The following is a 23,792-nucleotide window of genomic DNA, read 5'->3' as shown; positions in this document are numbered from 1 at the left end:
TAAACAAATAATATTTTATTAGAAGTAGATAATAAACCTATTTAAAATAATTAAACAAAAGAAAAATAAAAGACACAAACACCAAAAAAAAGAATCAAAAAAAATAAAATAAAAGATTAATCTCTTGCTTTCTTAAGAGATTCAACCATATCAATATCCCTTATTTTTCTAGAAAATAATACATTTACAACAACAGATAAACCAACAACTATTAAAAATGTCACTAAAATCGTTTCAAAGGAATAATTTATAGGATAATAAAAAGTATCACCAGAAGAATCCATCATCACCCTCAAAACATAATAACCTATCGGAACACCAAATACAAATCCAACTATTGATAAAATCAAATTTTGAACCAAAAATAATCTCCGAATAGATTTAGTCTTAAAACCAATTATTTTTAATGTTGCCAAATCACGTTCAACCTCAGTGAACGCCAAAATACCCAAACTATACAACATTACAAGAGACAAAGCAAATGCAAATATTAATAATATACCAATCAGTAAATTTGCTGATTCCATCAATTCATCCCAACTACTCTGCAAATCAGTGAAAGAATTAATTGAACTTATACCCTCAACAGGACCATTGACCGACTCTTTAGTTACAATATAATTAGGTGTGAAATTATAGCCTACTTGTTCCAGTTTTTCCTGAGATAAAGTTATCCCCTGTGTAGCAGGATCAGCATATACTTCATCAATAGTAGATTTTATCCACTCATCTTCACCATACAAATGCCATTCAATAACATCACCCTTTTTCACCCCAAGTAATTCAGCAGATTTTTCTGTTAAACTTACCCCATCTTTAGGAAGTTTGATTTCATGCATATTTTTATCAGTTGGTGTTATCAAACCAGTTTCATTATAAACCATTAAATTAGTTGTTTTTTTAATATTTTCTGCCCGAATTTCTATTTTTTGATTCATTACCTGTGTACCATCATATATCTTTGTTAAATTATCTATTTGTTCTTGAGTAATGTTATCTTCAAATACCAATTGTGATTCATAATGATTTATACCACCATATTGCCATGTTTTTAAATCATTCATACCATCATTCATGCCAAAAGCAGAAATTAATAGTAAAGTACATCCAATAATACTTATTACTGTCACTAATGATCGAATCTTGTTTCTTTGTATGTCCCTATAATTCCACCTTCCATTAAAACCAATTTTGTTCCAAATCATTGTTTTTTCAATTAAACCCCTTCTTGATATTTTAGGAGCTTTTGGTAAAAGTATCTGTGATGGAGACTCTTTTGAAATATTTTTTGTTGCAAGAAAAGTGAATAATACGGATAACATCAATAAGACTATTGCCACAATAAAGAATGAAATATCCCATCCTGCTTTCCATTCAGGTAATGTATAAAATGCACTCATTGAAGGGAAAAATAGGTAAGGCATAGTTGATGGTCCAATAATTAATCCCAATACACAACCAAACAAGGTTAAATAAAATCCATATGAAATATAGTGTAATGTTATTTTTTTATCCGTGAAACCTAATGCTTTTAATGTTCCTATTTGTGTTCTTTGATGATTAACTATCCTAGTCATTGTTGTTAACAAAGTTAATAATGCAACTATGACAAAAACTATTGGAAACATTGATCCCATCATAGCATGTTGGTCTATTTCTGCTTGAAACTGACTTACACTAACATGATCTTTGAAGGGTACATAAGAGTCATAATTTATTTTTTCATCCAATTTTTCTTGATATGTATCAGAATTCTCCTCAGTATCAATTAACACCACATTGTATTGAATATCCTTAATGTCAAATGCTTTATATGAAAGATATCCGAAACCATTCATATTAAAATCTGGAATTAAACTATCCCCTTGAGCATAAACATATTCCGGAGAATATCCTAAACCTCTAATTGTTTTTTCTATAGTGATTCCATCAAATTCTAATTTAATTTTGTCCCCAATTTTCAAATTTTTGGCATCTGCAAATCGTTTATCTAGCCATATGCCATTTTCATCATTGAGATCTATTGAACCTCCCTCAATCGGATAATATTTTGATAATGTGTTATTTTCTACAAAATGTATTGTTACAGTAGGATCATCTTTTAAATCGGCTGTTGTCCGTAGTACTAATTGTCTTTCCATATTTTTTGTAGAAGTTATTTGTGAGATCTGATTTATTGTTTCATTGTTAATATTTTCTGAATAAACCCATATATCAGCCATATTTGTGTTTTTATAGTATTCTGAAGAGGTTTGCTGAATTCCGGCAACTTCAGAACCTACTCCTGTAAATATCCATAATGTTAAGAAGGACATTAGAAATATCGCTAGAAATTGCATTTTATGTTCATTCATATCCCTGAGCATTTTCCTAAATAACATTTAGAATCACCAGTTTATTTCATCAATATTTTTTGGGTTTTCATTGATATCTATTTTTTCGATTTGACCATTTTTTAGGTGTATTACCTTGTTTGCTAATCTTGATAGTTCAATGTTGTGTGTTACTATGATTACTGTTGTTTTGTTATTTTTACATAAATCCATTAATATTTTTATTACATGATATCCTGTTTTTGAGTCTAATGCTCCTGTTGGTTCATCGCATAATAACATTGATGGTTTTTTAGATATTGCTCTGGCTATTGAAACTCTTTGTTGTTCTCCTCCGGATAGTTCTGATGGGAAATTATTTGCATGTTTTTCCAAATTTACTTTTTTTAAATATTTTATTCCATCTATTGGTTCATTTGTTATATCATTTATTAATTCTACATTTTCTAGTGCTGTGAGGTTTGGTATTAAGTTATAAAATTGGAATATGAATCCTATTTCTTGAGCTCTGTATTTTGTTAGTTCTTCATCATTTAGTTTTGTTATTTCTTTTGAGTTTACTGTGATTTTTCCTTTTGTGACTGAATCTAATCCTCCAAGTAAATTTAGTAATGTGGATTTTCCTGAACCTGATGGTCCTAATATTATTACTAATTCTCCTCGATTTATTGTGAAATTTAAGTTGTCTGCTGCTTTTAATGTGTTTTCTCCTGTTTTATATTCCTTATATACATTGGAAAATTCTATTAATTTTGTCATGATTTTCATCCTTTTTTTGAGGTTATGTAATGTTTATTTCGATATTTGTAATAACAACTATATATTTTTTAGGCCAACCTAAATTTATATTGTTTTAAAAAAATTTAATTATCAAAAAACAAAGATAATACCAAGAGTGATAAAAATGGACAAAGACCAAGAAATAAAAAAATTAACAAATGAAATAAAACAACTAGAAGAAGAAATAAAAATACAAAAATCAAACTACAAACAATTATCCACCGAATTAGGACAAAGCATATTCGAAAACGAAGATCTAGACCTTGAAAATAGAAAACTAAAACGAGAAATAGAAGAACTAAAACAAGAAAATCACGAATTAAAAAAATTTAAAGAAGAAGTTGAAAAATCAACAAGCTGGAAAATAAAGTCAATGTTTAAATAATATCATCAAGGAAAACAACAAAATCATCCTTAATAATTTTATCAGAAACAACAAAATCATCAGCAGGATAACCTAAAACAACATGTCCCACACCAACATAATCTTCTGATAAATCCCAAACCTTAAGTAATTCCTTCCCTTGAAGAGAATCAAATTCTTCTCTAGCCCTATGAATCCAACAAGACCCTAAACCTATACTACTAGCAGCATTTAACAAATTACCAATAACCAATGAAGCATCTTCCACATAAGTAGGAATATTTTTATCTGCTAAAACTATGATTAATGTAGAAGCATTATAAAATGGGTCAAAATCTTCAGGCAAATTATCTAAAACTTCCTTAGGATAAAAAGACTTGTTCCATTCAGAAAAACGTTTAATAATATCTTTTCTTTGTAATACAAGAATTTTAGGAGATTGAGCATTCATACCTGAAGGTGCATTTACAGCGGCTTCCAAAATAGTGTTTAAATCTTCCCTAGAAACCTGTTTATCATTAAATTTTTTAACACTCCTTCTTGTTTTTAAAACATCAATTGTTGATTGCATATGAAAATACCTCCAGTTCTTTATTATATATTTATCAACACAAAAATAAAATATTTTTCATTCAATGAATATACTTATTTAATCTTTTAATAGCATCATATTTTTCCTTACTATCCAGTTTTGACTGCTTTAATGAATCTTTAATAGTTTCAATAGAATAATCATAAACCTCTTTATCCACAGGATAAGGAAAACCATCCTTACCCCCATGAGCAAAACTATATTTAACAGGATCCTCCCAACTAGCTTCCTTACCATAAACCAAATCACTAATTAATGCAAGCGCCCTAATCTTCTTAGGACCAATACCCTTTAAAGAAATTAACTCTTTATAATCACCAGGTTGTAATTCATAAGCATTTTTTAAAACTTTAAAGTCATGATCACTCAAATCCATATCCAATACTTCATGATGATTAGGCATAGTAAATGATTTCTGTTTTAAAAAACCAGTAGGATCAGATTCATCACTGCCAAAATCAAAATAATCAGACAATAACGTTTGCTTAGGATCTTTTCTTCTGAAATATGTTCTTAAATGTTCAGGATTATCATTAATTAAATCCACACTAATTTTTTGCACTTCTTCACTCTTCTTTGAGGCCATATTCAATGTTTCATCATTCTTCTTATCACACTCAATTGCCGTATGTGGATCTTTTAAGAAATCATCCAAATTACTATTCATCCAATGATATCTTCTCGCATATTTGTTAGATAAATTCATACCTTGTTGTACTACAGCCCATGAACCATTTTCTGTTAAGAAAAAATTATGCTGATATAATGTATAATTATCCTGAATACATGAATTATCAATTTTCGCAGACAATTTAGATGATTTAATAAGATTATCCTTATCTTTTTCTGAAATATTAAAAGTATCTGTAACTTCCATTATTTGTTTAGGTGTTTTTAGGGAATTTTTTCCTTTTCCACCTAATACTGCTATTCCATGTTCCTCAGGATTTAAACTAGCACGTAATGCTCCACAAGTAGTTGTTGTTGTTCCAGAGGAATGCCAATCGAAACCTATGACACATGAAAATCCTTGAAACCAGTACGGATTTGATATTCTATTTAAAAACTCTTCATGACCATATTCTTCAAGTATTACCTCTGTTAATGCTCCAGACAATTTTACCATACGTTTCCACAACCATGGAGGCGTATGATCTGTGTGTAATGGTAAGTTAGTGATTCCTTTTCTTTGCATAAATATAGTTATATTTAAAATCATTATTTAATATAATTGAAATTAATTAATCAATTATATATTTAATCATTTACAAAGAGTTAAACATATTATAAAATAAGTCTATTATATAATAAGGGGTGTATAAATGGATTCAAAAATAATATTAGCAGTACTTATTGTAGCTTTAATAGGTATTGTAGCTGCAACATATCAAGGTGAAACCGGAAATGTTATGAATTCATTAGCTAATGTGGCTACTGAAGATTCACAAGCAGCAGAAAGTGTAACAGACCTTGCAAAAGCAGGCAGTGATGGATCAAATTCAGTGCAGGTGGATGAAAGTATAGTACAACCAGATTCCAGTGTTAATACAAAAGTGGATACAACACCAAAATCATCCAATGACAACCAACATTCACAAACACCTGTATCCAGTAGTTCTTCAAGCAATACTGGAAACACTGAAAGTAATCCTGGAAGCAACAGTAACGGTAATGGTAACAGTGGAAACAACGGAAACAATGGAAACAATGAAAAACCATCAAATACTCCTATAAATACAAATCCACAACAAAATGGTTCTACTAACAACAATCAGAACAATCCAGGCCAACAATCCGGAATCTCTGAAGCTCAAGCAATGTCCATTGCAAAAAATAGTTTACCAAATGGTGTAACCAGTGATTACCAAAAAGTTTCTGAAACTACCATAGATGGTAAAAAATACTATGAAGTAAACCTATACAAAAATGGTGACATTATAGCATATTCAGAGATTGATTCATCAAATGGTAACGTAACTGGTGGAGCTATGAGAGGCGAAGCACCAACAGTTTAAATTTTTTTCCTATTTTTTTGGGAATTGTTCCCAAAAAAAACTCACTTTTTTTTACAACAAAATTTTCCAATAAAATCTATATAAATGTTAAGTAAAATAAGTAACAAAAACAATAATATAGAAATAATGATTAATGGAAGATAAATATTTATGGATTTAATTTTATTACAAAGCATATCAGTTATTTTAATAACAGCTGTCATAATCCTATTAATATTTAATAAACTCAAACTACCCTCAATGATTGGTCTTTTTTTAACAGGAATTATTTTAGGACAACTAATTAATTCCACAGATATAATCACAGAAATAGCCGAGTTGGGAGTAATATTCCTTCTATTTATTATAGGATTAGAATTTTCAATAGAAAAATTTTCAGCTATTAAAAAATATGCACTACTTGGAGGTTTATTGCAAGTAGTCCTTACAACTGCAATAGTCACAATATTATCTCTAACTTCAAGCATCCCATGGAATGAAGCAATATTCATAGGTTTTCTTGTATGTTTCAGCAGTACTGCAATTGTTATGAAACTTATACAAAAACTTCATCTGACACATACAATACAAGGAAGAGTAACTCTGGGTATTCTCATATTCCAAGACATAGCAGTTATTGTAGTTTTATTATTAACACCACTTCTTGGTGGTCAAAATATTGATCTGAGTACACTACCATCCACAATTCTGCAATTAATTATCTTAACTGCTATTTTACTTGCAGGAGCGTTATGGATAGTTCCAAGAGCATTACATGAAGCAGCCCATACTAAAAATAGAGATTTGTATATGCTTTTAGTTTTGTTCATATGTCTAGGTACAACATTTTCAACTTCATTCCTAGGAATTTCACCGGAACTAGGAGCATTCATTGCAGGTCTGATTATTTCAAATACAGAGTACAGTCATCAAACATTAGGATACATTCAACCATTTCAAGATGTATTCATGAGCATATTCCTAATATCAATAGGTTTAATGATTAATGTAGAATATTTCATTTACAATATTGTATTAATAATCATTTTAGCAGTAATAGTACTATTAGTAAAATTTATTGCCACATTCATAACAGGTTATGTTCTAAAACTACCTGTACGTACAATCATATCAATTTCAATCCTTTTAAGTCAAATAGGAGAATTTTCATTCGTACTTGCAGGGGAAGGTATGAAATATGGTTTAATAAACACTGAAATGTTCACAACATTTCTGGCAGTGAGTATAATTACAATGTCTGCAACACCATTCTTACAAAAAACTACCCCGAAAATAGTGGAATTATTTAAGAAAATATCCTTTTTCCAGGTAGATGAAGAATTAACACAGATAAAACATGAAGAACATTATGAGGAAGAATTAGAGGATCATGTTATAATAGTAGGTTTTGGTGTAAATGGTAAAAATATGGCTCGAGCATGTGAACATTATAGTATACCATACATAATTGTAGACATGAATCCTCTGATTGTTAAAAAAGAAAAATCGTTAGGTATTCCTATAATATATGGAAATGCTTCTAATGAAAGTGTTCTTAAAGAATTGAAGATTACTTCTGCAAAATGTATAGTTATAGCTACAAATACTTATGATTCTACTCATAAAACTGTTGATTCTGCGCGTAGGTTAAATCCTGATGTTCATATTATTGTCCGTACAAGATATGTTAAAAATGTTGATGAATTATATGAACTTGGTGCTGATGAAGTTATTCCGGAAGAGTTTGAAACCAGTATTGTCATGTTTAGTAGAGTTATGGATTATTATAATAAGGATGTTGATGAAATACTTGATACTATTGATACTTTACGTTCTGATAATTATAATACGTTCAGATGTGTTTCACCTGAAGAGATTACTGCAAAGCTTAATGAAAGAATCACTGATTTGAATGTTGAATCAATATATGTTACCGAAGAAAAACAATTGGATGAATATGACTTTGCTGATTATGATTTAACTGTAACTTCAATCATTCGGAACAATAAGACATTAATCGGATTTAGTCCTAATTTCCCATTAGAAATAGATGATCTTATATTATTTACGGGAAATGAAGAAAATATTGAAAAATTTATAAATCAGGTTTATAGTGAATAAAATATATAAATGAAATGGAATAATCTGAAATAGATTTAATTCCATTCTCTTTTTTTAGAAAAAACAGTTTTATCAGGTTGTAAATGTTATTTTCCTTTATATGTGTTTTCTTCTGAAACTATTTTTATTAGTTCATGTACATGTTCATCATATGCTATTCTGAAACCTACTGCTCCAGGACCTGTTGTTTTAATATTATTTAATGTGTAATCATCATCCTTTCGTCCATTATTTATTATGTACCATATATAATTTTTTTCTATGATGAATAATTGTCCTTCACCTATTTCAAAATCTGTTAAAAAACTGTCTCTTGGATCATAGATTATATCTGCTTTTTTTATTAATTTTTTAAGAAATTTGTTTGGTCTTGGTGCATTATTGAATATTTTTTCAATTTCAGTCATTGCATCGTCTTTTATTTTTCTTTTTTCATTTAATTCTTGTTGTACTTTTTTTTGTGTTTCTTTTTGTCTTTCTAGTGTTTCTGTGATTTCCAGTAATTCTTCTACTTTTGTTACATCTTTTTCTTTGCACATCCATCCATGAGGATTTCCTTCAATGTTCATTATATTTTTAAAGTCTACTGGTTTGTATTTCCGGAAGTATGGTTGAACTAGTTGTTTTTCTTTATCTGTTATTTCTTCATTTAATGCATATAATTTTCCGAATTCTTCATTGTCAATGCATTTAAGCACTAATTTTAATGTTTTTTCAGATCCCACATGAACCACCGTTGGCACCTATTTCGGGTTCTTTGTATGTGTCTCCAGTGTATTCGTTTTCTTCTGAAACTATTTTTATTAGTTCATGGACATGTTCATCATATGGTACTTTGAATCCTATTGCTCCTCCTGCTTCTTCTATTTCGATGTTGTTCATGTTCCAGTTATTTTCTTCTCGTCCATTGTTCATCACGTACCATATGCTGTTTTTCATTATGAGGAAGAGGTGTCCTCCCCCGTAGTAGTTGTTGTCTCTGAAACTGTTTGTTGGGTCATATACGGTTTGTGCTGCTTTTAGTAGGTTTGATAGTTTTTGTTTAGGTCTTTTTCCCATGAAGAATATTTCTTCTAGTTCTAGTTGTGCTTTTTCTTTTTTGCCCCTGTTTTGGTCGAATTCTTTTCTTTGTTGTAGTCTGTCTTGGTCTATTTTGTCTAGTGTTTCTGTTATACCTAGTGTTTCTTCCACTTTTGGTGCGTTTTCTCTTGTGCACATCCAGCCATGTGGGTCTCCTGATATTTCCATTATATCTTCGAATGTTGCAGGTGTGAAGTGTTGCATGTATGGTTTTATTTTTTCAAATTCTTCTTCTGTTATTTCCTTGTTTAATGCGTACAGCATTCCATATTCTGGTGCATGACATTTTTCTATTAGTTTTAATGGTGTTTCTTTGTTCATTTATTTTTACCTTCTACATTGTTATATAAGAGTATTTATAATGTATTTAATTAATAATTAACGATATAGAATTATTGACAATAATATTAATTAAATGATAAGGATTTAGGTATACCAAAAATTTATATAGATTAAACAATATATAAATATATGCACATAAAATTTATGTTATATTATAACAAATAAAAAGAAAATATTTGTTAAAATTGGAAGGTGAACACATTGGATAATGGTACAAAAGATGCTTTAAAATTATTCATTGAACTAATAATAATATTTGCAGCATTATATTACATACCTATTCTTCTAACAGGAGGATAATAATTTTCCACCTCCGAAATCAAATGTATCAAATACAGATATTATTTGAGTAATATAATATAAAAAAATCAAATAAAAAATATTTAACAAAAAAAAAGTTTTATGGAAGACCACTATCTTCTTCCAAATAACTTACTAATCTAAAAAAAAAATTAACTTATTCTAAATCATTTTCAATTTCTTTAATAACTCTTGCTGGAACACCAACAGCTAAAGAATTATCAGGGATATCCTTATTAACAACTGCTCCTGCCCCAATAACAACATTGCTGCCTATAGAAACTCCAGGAAGAATTGTTACATTCCCACCAATCCAAACATCATCCCCAATAACAATAGGAGAAGCTTTTTCTAAATGTTTACGCCTGTCTTTAGGACTTATAGGATGACCAACAGTTGTTATTAAAGTATTTGGACCAATCATAACATCATTTCCCATATGAACTTCAGTTACATCCAATATGGTTAAATTATAATTTGCAAAGAAATTATTTCCAACGAAAATGTTTTTTCCATTATCACAATTAAAAAATCGTTCAATAAGAACATTTTCTCCAACAGAGCCCAACATTGCATTTAATTGCTTTTCACGTTCCTGATTATCTAGAGGGTCAATATTATTATATTTTTGACATTGCATTAATGCATTTTCCTTGATTGCAATAATTACTTCATCATCATAACAATAATCTAAACCTGCTTTTAGTTTTTCTAGTTCTGTCATCATAATAATCATTTCAAAAAAAAAAAGTATTGTTAGCATGAGTATTCATGCCATTATCATTTTATTTGGTTCAATTCGTCCTATCAATTCAGTGAATTCATCATAATGTTCACTCATGAAATCCGATAAGAAATATAGTTTACCATATTTCTCTCCATAAGACTCCACTATATTTAATTCTTTTAATTTAGTAAGGTGATGTTTCACTGTCCTATAATTTAAATTCAATTCTTTTGATAATTGATTTATGTTATATGGTTTTTCCTTAATTTTTTTAATTATTTTAATCCTATTATCCGAACCTTTAGTTCCTAATAAGATCCATTGTATAATCTTTTTCATAGTACCAAGTCCAATAATATTGTTAAAAATATGTTATATATTATTATGCTTTAGAACTATTTAAACATTTTCCATTAAAGTAAAACAAGTTTACTAAAAAGTATTTATATTGAAATTTAGAAATATTAATCCTGGAAAGAAAAAATAAATACAGATGATTTTATGAAAGAAAGAAATTTAATAATTTTAATTGTTGGAATTATCCTCGTAGGTTTATTATTTTTTTCAAATATGAACCAGTTTAGCCTTAATATTCCAGATAACCAGGTGAATGATTCCAATAATAATAATCAAGAGGTACACCAAGAAAGTAATACCCATTACACACAAGATACCAATAATAATAAACCTGTTGAAGAAGTATCAGAAGATACAAAAAACATAAAACCAACTGATTCCTCATCCAAGGGAAACAACACTTAAACTCCCCATTTTATTTTTAAATAGCTCTTTTATCATGTTTTAATTAATTTTATAACAACATGAAAACAATACCATCTAATTTCTTAAAATTGATTAAACACAACTAACAAAGAGTATCATATAATAAGAAAATGAAATGAAAAAATAAATCAATGGAGCATAACAATTATGAAAATATCATACTGGATTGACTACAACTGCCCCTACTGTTATATTGGAATTAACAGATTAAACAAAGCCATAAATGAATTAAAACTAAATGATGTGAAAATGGATATTCATTCCTTTGAATTAGATCCAAATGCACCAACAACTGCCAATACCACAACATTAGAAAGATTTGCAGAGAAATATAATCTAAGCAAAACAGATGCACAAAAAGAAATAGATAAAATTACAAAATGGGCTAATGAAGATAATTTAAACATAAAATACGAGACAACAAAATTTACTAATACCCGTGATGCACACCGTTTAACCAAACTCGCAATACTGAGCAATAACCAAAGTATCATAAATAAATTCAGCAACTTATTATACGAAGCATATTTTGTTGAAAATTTAGAACTAGCTAATAAGGACGTTCTCCTAGATCTCAGTATTAAAGCAGGTTTAGAAAAAGAGGAAGTTCAGAATGTTCTTGATTCTGATAAATTTGATAAAGAAGTAGAACTTGATGAGAGAGTTGCAGTTGATACAGGTATAAGAGGAGTTCCTTACTTCATTTTCAATAATAGACATGCAGTACCTGGAGCATTACCAACCAGCGAATTTATTAATGTTCTTAGAAAAATTAAATTTGAAGAAGATATTGCTAAAGAATATGCTGCTAAACAATGACCCCATCTATCCCCTACATTTTTCCCATCCTTTAATTAACGATGCAAAAACTATTTTTTAATCAAGTATTTTTATTAAAAATTAAATATGGTTGATAGTGATTATACTGGAAGTGTTAATCCTAGTGACGATTATGGAAACACAACTGTGAAGCTCGATGATAAAAGTAGTTAGGGGTCTAGATTATTCGTCCTTCAGAAAGCATTTGTAAGTCTGTTTTTGTTGTGTATCCTTGATTAATTATTAAGGATGCTAATAATACAGTTAGTAATGTTGTTTTTTTAACAGATTCTGTTGTATATTTGTGGAAATGTTTTAAATTTAGTCCTTCTTTAAGGAATTTAAAAAAGTCTTCGATATGGCTTCTTACATATTTAATTCTTTTTCTTTTGATTATGTTTTTACAAAATGAGTTTGCTAATTTTATGAATTTACTTTTATTTTCTTTATCTTTTTTGTTTTGTCTGAAATATTCTAATGGACAGGTTAATGCGTTGTTTAGTTTTTCTATGTTGAAATTAGATTTAGTGAGGATTAATGGTTGTATGTGGTATTTTTTTAAGCCTATTTCATAGTTTTCATAACTATAATATCCTCTATCAGCTAGTATTTTATCATTGTGGTGTAATAAGTGGTGTTTTTTCATTTGTTCTAGTATTTCTGGGAATATTTGACTGTCGTGGGGTGAACCTGGGTGTATTATGAATAAAACAGGCATCATAGTATTGTAATCCAGTACAAAAGTTCCTTTAAAGCCTATATAGAAGCCAATACTTGTTCCATGACCCCATTTTGGATCTTTATTTTCAAGATTTTTCTTGGAAATCTTCTTACTATCAAAATTATAATCAACATCCAATGGAGTTGCATCAAGTAAATAAGTATGTGATTGAACTCTATTATTTCTATTAAGATATCTGAGTATTGTATTGATAGTTTTTTCTATTGTTTGGGCAGAAAAACGTCCAATCAGTTCTGTAACCTGAGAAACTGATAACACAGTTTTAACATTAAAAAAAGATTTAACTTCTGGTTTCCTATTTATCTCATCAATGATGTATGAAACCTTTAAATTAAAAAATTGACTAATAAATATAACTTTTAAAGTAAAATTAAACTTATTCAATGGTTTTATACCATTTGAAGCTATTATTTGTTGGATTCTTCTAGAATCAATAATATTAAATATTTCTTCTAACAAACTAGTATATGGGTTGGAATTATCGAAATTTAAACCTAATAACATTTTTCTTCACTAATAATATGTTTATTAAAGGTTTTATTTAAATATTTCGATAATAAAAACCTTTCATAAAAATCCAAGTAAAAACCAAATGTATTATTTTTAACCAAGATTAATTAAATGTTTAATACTAAAAAATAAGCGTTTATAGGTCGTAAAAATATATTACTTTTCTAGACCCCTAAAAGTAGTTGGACTTTGACGGGTGATTGTCATGTTTCAAGTCTTGAAAATCATGGTAATATAGAATATGGTTCATATACGTTATATGTTAATGGTGAAGCATATACTGCTTCTAATCCATACAAATAATATAATTTAAACCCTATATTTATTTTTTATTTAAAAAAAGATGGTGATTAGTTTATTAATCTAATTTTACAACATTTTTTATTAGGGTAAACTGGATAGGACCTTCTTGATCTACATAGAATCCTGTTTTCATATGATTTGGTACATTTTGTGGTTTTATGCTTTCATGATTTAATACTAGTTCTGCGCCAACATCGCTTTTATGGAATACTTCATAAGGTGCTTCATTTATAGCATTTACCATGAGTTTCATATCTTCATCATTACCTTCATATTCATATGCCCATTCGTCTTCAGATATTTTGAATTCTATTTCATCAACTACTCCAATATCATCATTGATTAACCTGAACTCTATTAGTTTATCATTATATTTACATTCGCAATATTGTACTATTTCACTAACTCCGTCCATAATTAATGCATCTAGTATATTGTTTATTTCCATTAAAATTTCTCCCAAATTATTATTATATGTTACAGTTATGTATGTTATTTAAAATATTAATACTTACTAATTTGGATTTATATGGAATTGAATTTGAATTATTTGTTAAGATTTTCTGCTGATGCTATTTTTTTTTGTTTGAAATGATTACTATTTTAGTTCGCTATACCCTTATATAACGAAGTGAAAGAAAATAATTTAAAAAAAGACCTAAACAAAACATGAAAGAAATACAAAATTAAACAAATACATATATACCATATAATAAAAAAATGTCCTAAAAATAAAATATTAAAGGAATATCCCAAAACCAAACTCAAAAATTCATATTTTCATAAAATTATATTAAAATCAAATAATAACCATACAAAAATAATGCAACAAATATCTGAAAAATATTCAATCAACACACTAATTGAAAACTGTATAAATCATAGATTAAAAATAATTAATTAGAATTATATTAAATATTTTTTTTAGGTGAAAAAAAATGGATTTCATATCTGTATTTTTAATCGCAGTTGCCCTAGCTATGGATGCTTTTAGCGTATCAATTACTAAAGGATTTACACAAAAAGAATTAACCAATACTCAAATATTATGGTATGGTATTTTCTTTGGAGGATTCCAAGCAATAATGCCCCTACTCGGCTATTTTTGTGGAAGCACAATCAGCTCATTCATAGCATTTATTGCACCACTTATTGGTTTCATATTACTTCTAATCATTGGTTTAAACATGATCCGAGAAAGTTTAAGTAATGACGAAGAAGAAATTACTGATAAATTCAGCTTTAAAGAAGTAACTCTTTTAGCAATTGCTACAAGTATTGATGCATTTGCAGTAGGTTTAACATTTGCATTCATTAATACCAACCCACTATTTCCTTCATTCTTAATTGGTATTGTAGCATTCTTATTCAGTATAATTGGAATATATATTGGTAAGAAATTAGGAAACATATTTGGTGATAAATTCCAGATAATCGGAGGAATAATATTAATAATAATAGGTATCAAAATTTTGTTAGGCCTCTAAAAATAAATTATTAAAGAATTCAAAGACTGTAATGTTATAAAAATTAACTATTATTAATAATTATTATCCCTAAATATATTATTAAGAGAAGAAAGAAAAAAAAGAAGATGTATATATGATTAAAATAGAAAATTTAACAAAAATTTACAAACTCAAAGACAGAAACATGATTAAAGCATTAGATGATGTTTCATTTGAAATAAAAGATAATGAAACCTTTGGTATCATGGGAATAAGTGGATCAGGAAAATCTACATTAATGAGAATACTAAGAGGAGTAGAACCCTTCGATGAAGGTACAATTACAATTGATGACATGGTAATTACTCCAAAGACTTATAATAACTACAAAAATGAATTAAAAGAAAAAACAGCAATACACCTCCAAAGATCATTCGGACTATGGTCAAAAACTGCAGTGGAAAATGTTATACACAAATTATACGGTATAAAAACTGGAGATGAAACAACAGCCGACATAAACGATATCAAAGACGAATATATGGAAGAAGCATTAGACATACTGGAAACTGTTGGTTTAAAAGAAAAAGCAAACCATTTTGCCCCAGTTCTTAGTGGTGGAGAAAAACAAAGATTAGTTCTTGCAAGACAACTTGCTAAAAAACCTGAAATATTATTATTAGATGAACCTGCTACAATGAGCAGCCCTAAAAAAAGAAAAGAAGTACTTGATACAATAAAACGAATTCATGAAAAATATGGTACAACAGTCATTATAGTATCTCATCAGCCAGAAATTCAAAGATATATGGCAGATAGAATTATGTTAATGTTTAACGGTAAAGTTAAAAAAATTGGAGAACCTGAGGAAATTATAACTGATTTCTTAAAAGATGAAGAACCAGAATATCCTATTGCAGACATGGACAGAACACAACCAATTATTAAAGTTAAAAATTTAATGAGAGATTTCTACTTATACAAGGGAGGTCACGTATTAACAATCGAAGATATAAATTTTGAAGTCAACAAAGGAGAAATATTATCAATTATTGGTCCAACAGGTTCTGGAAAAACTGAAATATTGCGGATGATAGCTGGTTTTGAAAAAGCTGATGAAGGAAGCATAGAAATTCTTGCCAAGGATGAATGGATAAACATGACAGAATATGGCGAAAACAGGATGAATATACGAAAAAACCTTGGTTTTATGCACCAGGAATTTGCATTAACTCCACATACACCAATTATTGAACAATTAGGATACAAAATTTCACCCAAAACTGATGAAACATACGAACATGCACTTGAAAAAGCTAAAGAATTTGGGTTAAGTGAAGAAGCATTAGATGTTATCTATCAATTAACAGACTTATCAAAAAATGAAGCTATAATTAAATTAGAAAAATTAAACTTAAGTCCTGAAATTCTTAACATATTATTCCCAACAATAGAAGTGGAAAAAATAATAGAATACTCTAAACCAGTATTTGAAGCATTAGATTTACCTTTACCTCTCCTTTCAAGACAGTTCATTGAATTATCTGGTGGTCAAAAAGTCCGAGTTGCAATGGCAACAGTACTTGCATCAAATCCAGACATATTAATTCTTGATGAACCATTCGGAGATTTAGATCCTGTTACATTAAGACAAGTAGCTAATTCATTGAAAAAAATTAATGAAAAACTTGGAACCACAATAATATTAGTTAGTCACACAATGGAATTTGTAAAAGAAGTATCTACGAGAACTATTCTTATAAATAAAGGAAAACTCATTGAAGAAGGAAACCCTGAAGAAGTAACAGATCATTTTATTGAAATGGAAAGTATATAGGTGAAAAGATGTTTGAAAAAATATTAGTTCCAACAGATGGATCAAAATTGGCAGAAAAAGCTGGTTTTGAAGCAGTGAAATTAGCTAAAAAGACTGGTGGAAAAGTAATTGTTACACATATTATTGATCAAGGTTCAACCAGACCTTATGATGAACTGGAAAGTGAAGCCCAACAATATATTAAAACAATTGTAGATTATGCTGTAGAAAATGATGTGGAATGTGAAAGTCAAATAATTTATGGCAGTCCCAAATATGATTTAATGACATTAACCCGAAAGAGTGAAGCTGATAGTATAATGTTAGGAACACATGGAAAAACAGGTATAACCAGTACTTTACTGGGTAGTTTCACACAGAATGTTTTAAAAAACATTAAACTTCCAATAATTTTAATCAAATAGATGTAAATTAACTGATTTAATCAACAAGTTTAATACATCATTTTTTTCTTTTAATTTTTTTTCAGGTACTTCAACATTTAAATAATATTTAATTAATTGCTTTATTACTGTTTCAACATCATCCCATGTCAATAATTGTAATTGAACTTCATCAATTAAGTTAACTATAGAACTAATAAATGATACATTTTCTTTATTGTTATTAAAGTGATAGAATTTGCTGGCATATGCGATTTTATTTGTTTCAGAGGATTGTTCATAGAAATCATCAAATAATATATTAAAACGTGATAAGCGACTTAATACTGTACTCTGATAGTCTATTGACATGAATGTTTGTAGATATAATGCTTTTTTTAATGCATCTCGGATACTTGTAGCTATTAGTTCACCTAATTTTGAGTGTTTACCTGCATTTTCAATATGATTTTCACTATTTTTGTTAGAAATTATTGCTATTCCATCTGTTCCAGTTCCTGTAGCAATAAAATTAGAATATTGACTTTCTATTTTTAAATCTTGGAGGATACTGGATTTTGCTTCAGTAGCAGTTATGGATGCTGTAACTAATGCTCCATCTTCCAAGTTTGCATTTATAATAGTAATGATGTTTATTGTACCAAAATGTGAGAAATAATGATTATTATATTCATAAAAAGATGCTTTATCACCTGCTTTTACAGCATTCTTATCAGCTCCAGCTGTTATGATACTAGTCACTTCTAATTTTTCATATTTTTTTGTTGAAATAGCATAATTATCCATACATGCTGATGTAATAAGACCTGCAGATGTTAGTGGGGATAAATTTAATTTTTGAAATTTATATTCTTGAAAACTGTCAAAGTCACCATTAGCCATCATATTATAATCTTCATCAGAAATACTTTGATTAACAATGTTTTTCATATTATGTTTTAATCCACCATTTAACCAGGATGAAATTAACACATTATTGTCCTGTTTTAAATTAAGAATTAAAGCATCATCTTTCTTTATTATTTTAAAAAAATTAGTTTCGAATATTTCTTCAGAATAATTAGTAGTCATAGAAACACCATAATAAGAAAAATAGTCCTTAGCGGAGTCGAACCGCTGTCACAAGATCCAGAGTCTCGTAGGATTGCCACTACCCTAAAGGACTATGAGAAAAATAATACATATTAATATATCTTCAAATAACTATTTAAAGTTTTTTAGTAAAAAAAAAAATTTTTTGAAAATAAAATTTTAAACATCCAAAATTAAGAAAAAAGAAAAAAAACTTAAGGAATATTTAAATAAAAATTAATATAATTTAATTTATAGGTGTAAATAATTAAAAATAGTCTAAAAATCATTGAAAAGTATAAATAATAAGAAAACATAAAATAGATAACAAATAATAGAAATAACTGAAAAAGTGAAGGACAATGAATGGTAATAGAGGATTGTTAATAGGTAGAATGCAACCTGTTCATAAAGGTCACATAAATGTAATTAAGGATACTCTTGAAGAAGTCGATGAATTAATAATAGGTATAGGTAGTGCCGATAAAAGTCATACAAATTCTAACCCATTCACAGGTGGTGAAAGAATATTAATGCTTACAAAAGCATTAAGAGAATCTAACATTGATCCATCACGATACTATATTATACCATTAGAAGATATTTCTTGTAATTCACTATGGGTAGGGCATGTAAAAATGTTAACACCCCCATTTAACAAAGTATATTCAGGAAATAGTTTAGTACAACAATTATTTGAAGAAGAAAACATTAAAGTTATTCAGCCACCCTTATTTAATAGAACAGAATATTCCGGTACAGAAGTAAGAAAAAGAATACTGAATAACACAAATTGGGAAGAACTAGTACCACCAGCAGTTGTTAAAGTAATTAATGAAATAAAAGGAACCCAACGTATACATAAATTAAATCAAAAAGAAATAAGTGAATTAATATAAACATGAGAGTTGTTTAAAATGGGATTTATACGAGATAGTATTCATGGTGACTTGCATTTAACCGATTTTGAATTAAAAATTATTGATACTGTTGAAATGCAAAGACTAAGAAGAATAAAACAATTAGGTTTCACAAACTTAGTGTATCCTGGTGCTAATCATACACGTTTTGAACATTCTATAGGAACATTATACTTAGCAAACAAAGTAGGACAAACATTAGGATTAGACAATGAAGTAATATCATTACTACGAGTATGTGGATTATTACATGATATAGGACATTCACCATTTTCACACGTATCAGAAAAAGCATTAAAACACAAACATGAATATGTGACCAAAGAAATAATAGCAAATTCAAGCATCACCGATATTATTGAAGAACAATTTGATGTAAAACTTATAAACAATATTGTTGATGGAAAAACAAAATTTGGTAAGATAATATCTGGAGATTTAGATGTAGATCGAATGGACTACTTAGCAAGAGATTCCTATTATACTGGTGTTGCATATGGCGTAATAGATACTGAACGATTAATATACAGTTTAACATATAATGAAGACAAACTTGTACTTACACCAAAAGGAGTTCAAGCAGCTGAATCAACATTACTTGCAAGATATTTTATGTATCCTACAGTATACCAACATCATACAACAAGAATTGTCAATAGTATGTTCAAAGTGTCATTGTCACGATTATTAGAAGATGGAACTGTTACTGAGGAAGAATTAAGGTATTTGGATGATGGTGATTTAATAAATATTACTAGAAATACAAAAGGATTACCAGAACAAACTATGAAAAATTTAGATACTCGACAGTTATATAAGAAAACAGATACTATAAACTTAGCCCAATTCAATGATCCATCAGCAATAGTAGAAATGGATGAAAAATATTTAACAGAAGCAGAAGAAGAAATAGCTAAGAAATTAGATATAAAACCTGAAGAAGTTATAATAGATATGCCAGAAGAATTATCTTATAAAAAAATGAATGTTCAAGTAGAAACATCAGATGGATTGAAACCTTTAACCGAAGTTTCAACAATAATTGATTCATTGAAAAAAGCTCAGTATAATTATGCTGATTTAGCATTATTTATGTCACCAAAAAATAAAGAAAAAGCAATATCAAAAAATATTAAATTAGAAGATTATATAACCTTACCTAATTAATATTTAACTATTTTTTTTATTATGTTAACAAATGAAAACATCAATAAAACATGACATTTTGTAATATCATCTCCCCTTAAATATTAAAATATAAGTTATTTTTAGTATATTTGCAATGTAAATTGATAACCAAATATTTTAAAAAGTTAACAAAGACATCAAATATGTTAACTAAATAATTTTATCAAAACATATATTAAAAAAAGTTTACAAATAGTTAAATAAGATTAACAAAACGTTTTAAGTTTGTTAACAATTATGGAGCATATAAAATCAGAGTATATGTTATGATGGAAAAAAAAGTTAATTGTTAACAAAAGTTAACTTTATGTAAATAGAGTAAATAGAACGTAAGTAGGATATAAAGTATTAAAAATAGATCTAAAAATATAATGTTAACAAAATGTTAACAATAATTTTAGTGATAACATATGATAACAAGATGTTTTAAAAATAAAAAGTTATGTTAATATTATAAAACATTTTGAAAACATTTGTTAACAACATTTATATAGTAGTACTCACAAACTTAGTTACAAGAAAGAAATGTTAACAAGATGTTAACTAAAAAAATATTTATAAAAAAGGTAACTAGATTGAGTACAGATAGAACAAAGGTTCACAGATACAATATAATATCAGTATACTTTAAAAGATAAATAATTGTTAACAAATTGTTAACATACCATTTCCTGTTAACAAAAAGTAAAACATATGTTAACACTATTTTTTAATATAATTAATTTAGCTAATGGTGAATTATTATGACATCTGGTCAAGCTACTGCACGAATTAAAAATATTGAAGAATGGCATAAGTTTAAAAAAAATGCTGAAACTAAAGGAATTAAAATTGGTGAAGCATTAGAAAGTATATTAGTAGCATATAATGAAGATAAGTTAATAGACATTAACGAATATGAAATATTAAAACAGGAAATTACTACTTTAAAAGAAAAGATAGAAATAGACGAAAATAAGTTACATGATATACAAGAAAAAAATAATATTTTAGATAAAGAAGTAGCAGACCTAAATAATAAGATTTCACTATTAAATAATGAAAATAAAATATTAAAGTCAAATAATTCTGATATCAAAAATAAGTTAAATGAGTCAGAACAAGCAAATAAAAAAATTACTGAAGAAAATAATCAACTAAAAATTATAAAAAATAATAAAGAAAACACTGATTCAAAATTACATGAAACCTTAGAAAAAATAGAACAACTAGAAAAAGAGAACAAAAAACTAGAAGATCAAAATAAAACAATTGAAGAAAACAATCACAAACTAACCGAAGAAAACATAAAATTAAAAGGAAACTCTGATATACCTCTAAGAGAAAAAGAATTACTTCAAAAACAGTACGATAACTTAGAAGAGTTATATGAAAATTTAAAAAATGAAAATACTGTTTTAAATGAATCATTGAAAACATTAACAGAAGAATTAAAACAACAACAAAAAGACACTAGAACAGCAAGAAGTGATTATAAACATATAGTAGAAAATTTAAACAAATTACATGAAGAATTCAATGATGTTCAAAATGAAAATAAAAAGTACAATGTTATGTTCGCAGAAATCAAAAAGATGTCAATAATGGAACGTATTCTTGGTAAATATCCTGAAGATATTAAAGAATTAAAATCTTAATAAAAATAAAGGGGTTTAAATGTTAATTATCTAGGATGATAATTAGGACTTTCATTAGTTATGGTTATATCATGTGGATGACTTTCAGACATACCATTAGGAGTAATATGAACTAATTCTGCTTTTTCATGCATTTCCTTTATAGAAGAAGCTCCAACATAACCCATTGAAGATTTTAAACCTCCCATTAGTTGATAAACTATTTGACTAGCTTCTCCTTTATATGGAACAACTCCTTCTATTCCTTCAGGTACTAATTTAGTAGAATTCATATTACTACTACCTGATTGGAAGTATCTGTCTTTACCAGCACCTACTCCCCCAGTCATAGCTCCTAGAGAACCCATTCCCCTATATTGTTTGTATTTTCTACCATTTCTAATAGTCATTTCACCAGGAGATTCAGTGGTACCAGCTAATAAACTACCTACCATTACAACATTTGCACCAACAGCTAAAGCTTTAGCTATATCCCCAGAATATCTTAATCCACCATCAGCAATAACAGGAACATCATAATCTGAAGCAACATCTGCTACACTACTTACAGCACTTAATTGTGGTACTCCTACCCCGGCAACAATACGTGTTGTACAAATAGAACCTGGACCTATACCTACTTTTATACCATTAATTTCAGCTTTTAGAATATCTTCTGCAGCTTTTGCAGTTGCAATATTTCCTAGAAGAATATCTGATTCTACATTTTTATTCATTTCACGTACTGATTCTATAATATCTGTTTTATGTCCGTGAGCACTGTCAATTGCTATAAGATCTGCTCCAGCATCACTTAATGCCATTGCTCTATCCATGTCAAAGGGTCCACATGCTGCAGCAACTAAGTATCTTCCTTTTTTATCACGAACAGCGTTAGGATATTTTTTTCTTTCAAGGATATCTTTCATTGTAACAATACCAACTAGTTCATTGTTATCTGCAACTACTGGTAATCTTTCAACTTTGTTTTCGTATGCTAAATCCAATGCAGATTCTAAATCAGTATTTTCAGTTATAGTTACTACGTTATGTGTCATAGCTTCTTGAATCTTACGATTCATATGTTTTCCTTGTAATGGTTTGATATCTCTTCTACTGATAATACCAATAACTATATTATTTTCATTGACTACTGGTAATCCACTTACTCCTTCCATATCCATAATTTCTTGAGCATCTGATACAGTTTCTTCGGGAGATATGGTTATTACTTCTTTAACTGTTAGTTCATTAGCATATTTTACTTTTTTAACTTCTTTTACTTCTTGTTCTATAGTTAAGTTTCTATGAATTACTCCAAGTCCACCTTGTCTTGCTAGTGAAATTGCCATGTCAGATTCTGTTACTGTATCCATAGCAGAACTAATTACTGGTATGTTTAAATCAAAATTGGTAGATACTTTGGTTTGTAATGTTACATCTTTAGGTTCTATGCTGGATAAACCTGGTTTTATTAGAAAATCATCAAATGTATAAGTATCTTCTGCTTTGGTTAATTTGTCTGTAAATTTATTCATT

General features: G+C 28.2%; 23 protein-coding genes. 11 read left to right on the top strand and 12 right to left on the bottom strand.

Annotated features, from left to right (window positions below; translation table 11 throughout):
- Positions 1-116: 116 nt before the first annotated feature.
- Positions 117-2,339, bottom strand: a complete 2,223-nt coding sequence (locus PXD04_RS14070) for an ABC transporter permease (RefSeq protein ID WP_323735469.1) — start codon at positions 2,337-2,339, stop codon at positions 117-119.
- A gap of 48 nt (positions 2,340-2,387) precedes the next feature.
- Entirely contained in the window at positions 2,388-3,092 is a 705-nt protein-coding gene (locus PXD04_RS14065) for an ABC transporter ATP-binding protein (RefSeq protein WP_323735468.1), read from the bottom strand.
- A gap of 145 nt (positions 3,093-3,237) precedes the next feature.
- Here PXD04_RS14065 and PXD04_RS14060 point away from each other — a divergent pair, with 145 nt between their 5' ends.
- On the top strand, positions 3,238-3,498 hold the full coding sequence (locus PXD04_RS14060) for a hypothetical protein (RefSeq protein ID WP_323735467.1): 261 nt from the start codon (positions 3,238-3,240) through the stop codon (positions 3,496-3,498).
- On the opposite strand, the gene PXD04_RS14055 is transcribed toward PXD04_RS14060, so the two are convergent.
- Both PXD04_RS14055 and PXD04_RS14050 read right to left on the bottom strand, forming a co-directional pair.
- Positions 3,491-4,048, bottom strand: a complete 558-nt coding sequence (locus tag PXD04_RS14055) for a nitroreductase (RefSeq protein WP_323735466.1) — start codon at positions 4,046-4,048, stop codon at positions 3,491-3,493. The genes PXD04_RS14060 and PXD04_RS14055 overlap by 8 nt on opposite strands.
- A gap of 61 nt (positions 4,049-4,109) precedes the next feature.
- Positions 4,110-5,264, bottom strand: coding sequence for a DUF763 domain-containing protein (locus PXD04_RS14050; protein WP_323735465.1), 1,155 nt, complete (start codon positions 5,262-5,264; stop codon positions 4,110-4,112).
- A gap of 127 nt (positions 5,265-5,391) precedes the next feature.
- Here PXD04_RS14050 and PXD04_RS14045 point away from each other — a divergent pair, with 127 nt between their 5' ends.
- Both PXD04_RS14045 and PXD04_RS14040 read left to right on the top strand, forming a co-directional pair.
- On the top strand, positions 5,392-6,084 hold the full coding sequence (locus tag PXD04_RS14045) for a PepSY domain-containing protein (protein ID WP_323735464.1): 693 nt from the start codon (positions 5,392-5,394) through the stop codon (positions 6,082-6,084).
- A 150-nt stretch (positions 6,085-6,234) separates the two neighbouring features.
- Positions 6,235-8,184 carry a cation:proton antiporter gene (locus PXD04_RS14040; protein ID WP_323735463.1) on the top strand — a complete coding sequence of 650 codons (1,950 nt, stop codon included), beginning with the start codon at positions 6,235-6,237 and terminating at the stop codon, positions 8,182-8,184.
- 86 nt (positions 8,185-8,270) lie between these two features.
- Here the strand turns inward: PXD04_RS14040 and PXD04_RS14035 are convergent, their stop codons facing one another.
- The 4 genes from PXD04_RS14035 to PXD04_RS14020 all read right to left on the bottom strand — a co-directional run bounded on the left by PXD04_RS14035 (position 8,271) and on the right by PXD04_RS14020 (position 10,972).
- On the bottom strand, positions 8,271-8,909 hold the full coding sequence (locus PXD04_RS14035; protein WP_323735462.1) for a hypothetical protein: 639 nt from the start codon (positions 8,907-8,909) through the stop codon (positions 8,271-8,273).
- A complete protein-coding gene (locus PXD04_RS14030; protein ID WP_323735461.1) occupies positions 8,899-9,585 on the bottom strand; it encodes a hypothetical protein in 687 nt (228 codons plus the stop codon). Before PXD04_RS14030 ends, PXD04_RS14035 begins: the two co-directional genes overlap by 11 nt.
- 478 nt (positions 9,586-10,063) lie before the next feature.
- Positions 10,064-10,633: a sugar O-acetyltransferase gene (locus PXD04_RS14025; RefSeq protein ID WP_323735460.1), complete on the bottom strand. Its 570-nt coding sequence runs from the start codon at positions 10,631-10,633 to the stop codon at positions 10,064-10,066.
- A gap of 42 nt (positions 10,634-10,675) precedes the next feature.
- Positions 10,676-10,972: a winged helix-turn-helix domain-containing protein gene (locus PXD04_RS14020; protein ID WP_323735459.1), complete on the bottom strand. Its 297-nt coding sequence runs from the start codon at positions 10,970-10,972 to the stop codon at positions 10,676-10,678.
- Between the two features lie 162 nt (positions 10,973-11,134).
- On the opposite strand from PXD04_RS14020, the gene PXD04_RS14015 reads away from it, so the two are divergent.
- Both PXD04_RS14015 and PXD04_RS14010 read left to right on the top strand, forming a co-directional pair.
- Positions 11,135-11,395 (top strand): hypothetical protein, encoded by a 261-nt coding sequence (locus PXD04_RS14015; protein WP_323735458.1) that lies wholly within the window; start codon positions 11,135-11,137, stop codon positions 11,393-11,395.
- Positions 11,396-11,563: 168 nt separating this feature from the next.
- Complete coding sequence (locus PXD04_RS14010) at positions 11,564-12,235, top strand: DsbA family oxidoreductase (protein ID WP_323735457.1); 672 nt, start codon at positions 11,564-11,566, stop codon at positions 12,233-12,235.
- A 178-nt stretch (positions 12,236-12,413) separates the two neighbouring features.
- Here the strand turns inward: PXD04_RS14010 and PXD04_RS14005 are convergent, their stop codons facing one another.
- Together PXD04_RS14005 and PXD04_RS14000 are read right to left on the bottom strand one after the other, a co-directional pair.
- A complete protein-coding gene (locus PXD04_RS14005) occupies positions 12,414-13,481 on the bottom strand; it encodes a transposase (protein ID WP_323735456.1) in 1,068 nt (355 codons plus the stop codon).
- A gap of 364 nt (positions 13,482-13,845) precedes the next feature.
- Entirely contained in the window at positions 13,846-14,238 is a 393-nt protein-coding gene (locus PXD04_RS14000) for a hypothetical protein (protein ID WP_323735455.1), read from the bottom strand.
- Positions 14,239-14,728: 490 nt separating this feature from the next.
- On the opposite strand from PXD04_RS14000, the gene PXD04_RS13995 reads away from it, so the two are divergent.
- From PXD04_RS13995 to PXD04_RS13985, 3 genes are all read left to right on the top strand, one after another.
- Positions 14,729-15,277 (top strand): manganese efflux pump MntP family protein, encoded by a 549-nt coding sequence (locus PXD04_RS13995; RefSeq protein ID WP_323735454.1) that lies wholly within the window; start codon positions 14,729-14,731, stop codon positions 15,275-15,277.
- 115 nt (positions 15,278-15,392) lie between these two features.
- Positions 15,393-17,075 carry an ATP-binding cassette domain-containing protein gene (locus PXD04_RS13990; protein ID WP_323735453.1) on the top strand — a complete coding sequence of 561 codons (1,683 nt, stop codon included), beginning with the start codon at positions 15,393-15,395 and terminating at the stop codon, positions 17,073-17,075.
- A gap of 8 nt (positions 17,076-17,083) precedes the next feature.
- The gene (locus PXD04_RS13985) at positions 17,084-17,479 is read left to right on the top strand and encodes a universal stress protein (protein ID WP_323735452.1); all 396 of its coding nucleotides are present in this window, start codon (positions 17,084-17,086) and stop codon (positions 17,477-17,479) included.
- Here PXD04_RS13985 and PXD04_RS13980 read toward each other — a convergent pair.
- Complete coding sequence (locus PXD04_RS13980) at positions 17,468-18,529, bottom strand: adenosylcobinamide amidohydrolase (RefSeq protein WP_323735451.1); 1,062 nt, start codon at positions 18,527-18,529, stop codon at positions 17,468-17,470. The two genes, PXD04_RS13985 and PXD04_RS13980, sit on opposite strands and share 12 nt — an antisense overlap.
- Positions 18,530-18,891: 362 nt before the next feature.
- On the opposite strand from PXD04_RS13980, the gene PXD04_RS13975 reads away from it, so the two are divergent.
- The 3 genes from PXD04_RS13975 to PXD04_RS13965 all read left to right on the top strand — a co-directional run bounded on the left by PXD04_RS13975 (position 18,892) and on the right by PXD04_RS13965 (position 22,274).
- The gene (locus tag PXD04_RS13975) at positions 18,892-19,428 is read left to right on the top strand and encodes a nicotinamide-nucleotide adenylyltransferase (RefSeq protein ID WP_323735450.1); all 537 of its coding nucleotides are present in this window, start codon (positions 18,892-18,894) and stop codon (positions 19,426-19,428) included.
- Positions 19,429-19,446: 18 nt separating this feature from the next.
- A complete protein-coding gene (locus tag PXD04_RS13970; protein WP_323735449.1) occupies positions 19,447-20,616 on the top strand; it encodes an HD domain-containing protein in 1,170 nt (389 codons plus the stop codon).
- 764 nt (positions 20,617-21,380) lie between these two features.
- Positions 21,381-22,274, top strand: coding sequence for a hypothetical protein (locus tag PXD04_RS13965; protein ID WP_323735448.1), 894 nt, complete (start codon positions 21,381-21,383; stop codon positions 22,272-22,274).
- Between the two features lie 26 nt (positions 22,275-22,300).
- Here the strand turns inward: PXD04_RS13965 and guaB are convergent, their stop codons facing one another.
- The gene (gene guaB, locus PXD04_RS13960; protein WP_323735447.1) at positions 22,301-23,791 is read right to left on the bottom strand and encodes an IMP dehydrogenase; all 1,491 of its coding nucleotides are present in this window, start codon (positions 23,789-23,791) and stop codon (positions 22,301-22,303) included.
- Between the last annotated feature and the right edge of the window lies 1 nt (position 23,792).

It is taken from the genome of Methanosphaera sp. ISO3-F5 (assembly GCF_034480035.2).
In the GTDB taxonomy this organism is placed as follows: domain Archaea; phylum Methanobacteriota; class Methanobacteria; order Methanobacteriales; family Methanobacteriaceae; genus Methanosphaera.
The sequence above is the reverse complement of the archived record's forward strand: the minus strand, read 5'-3'. Positions and strand labels throughout refer to the sequence as shown.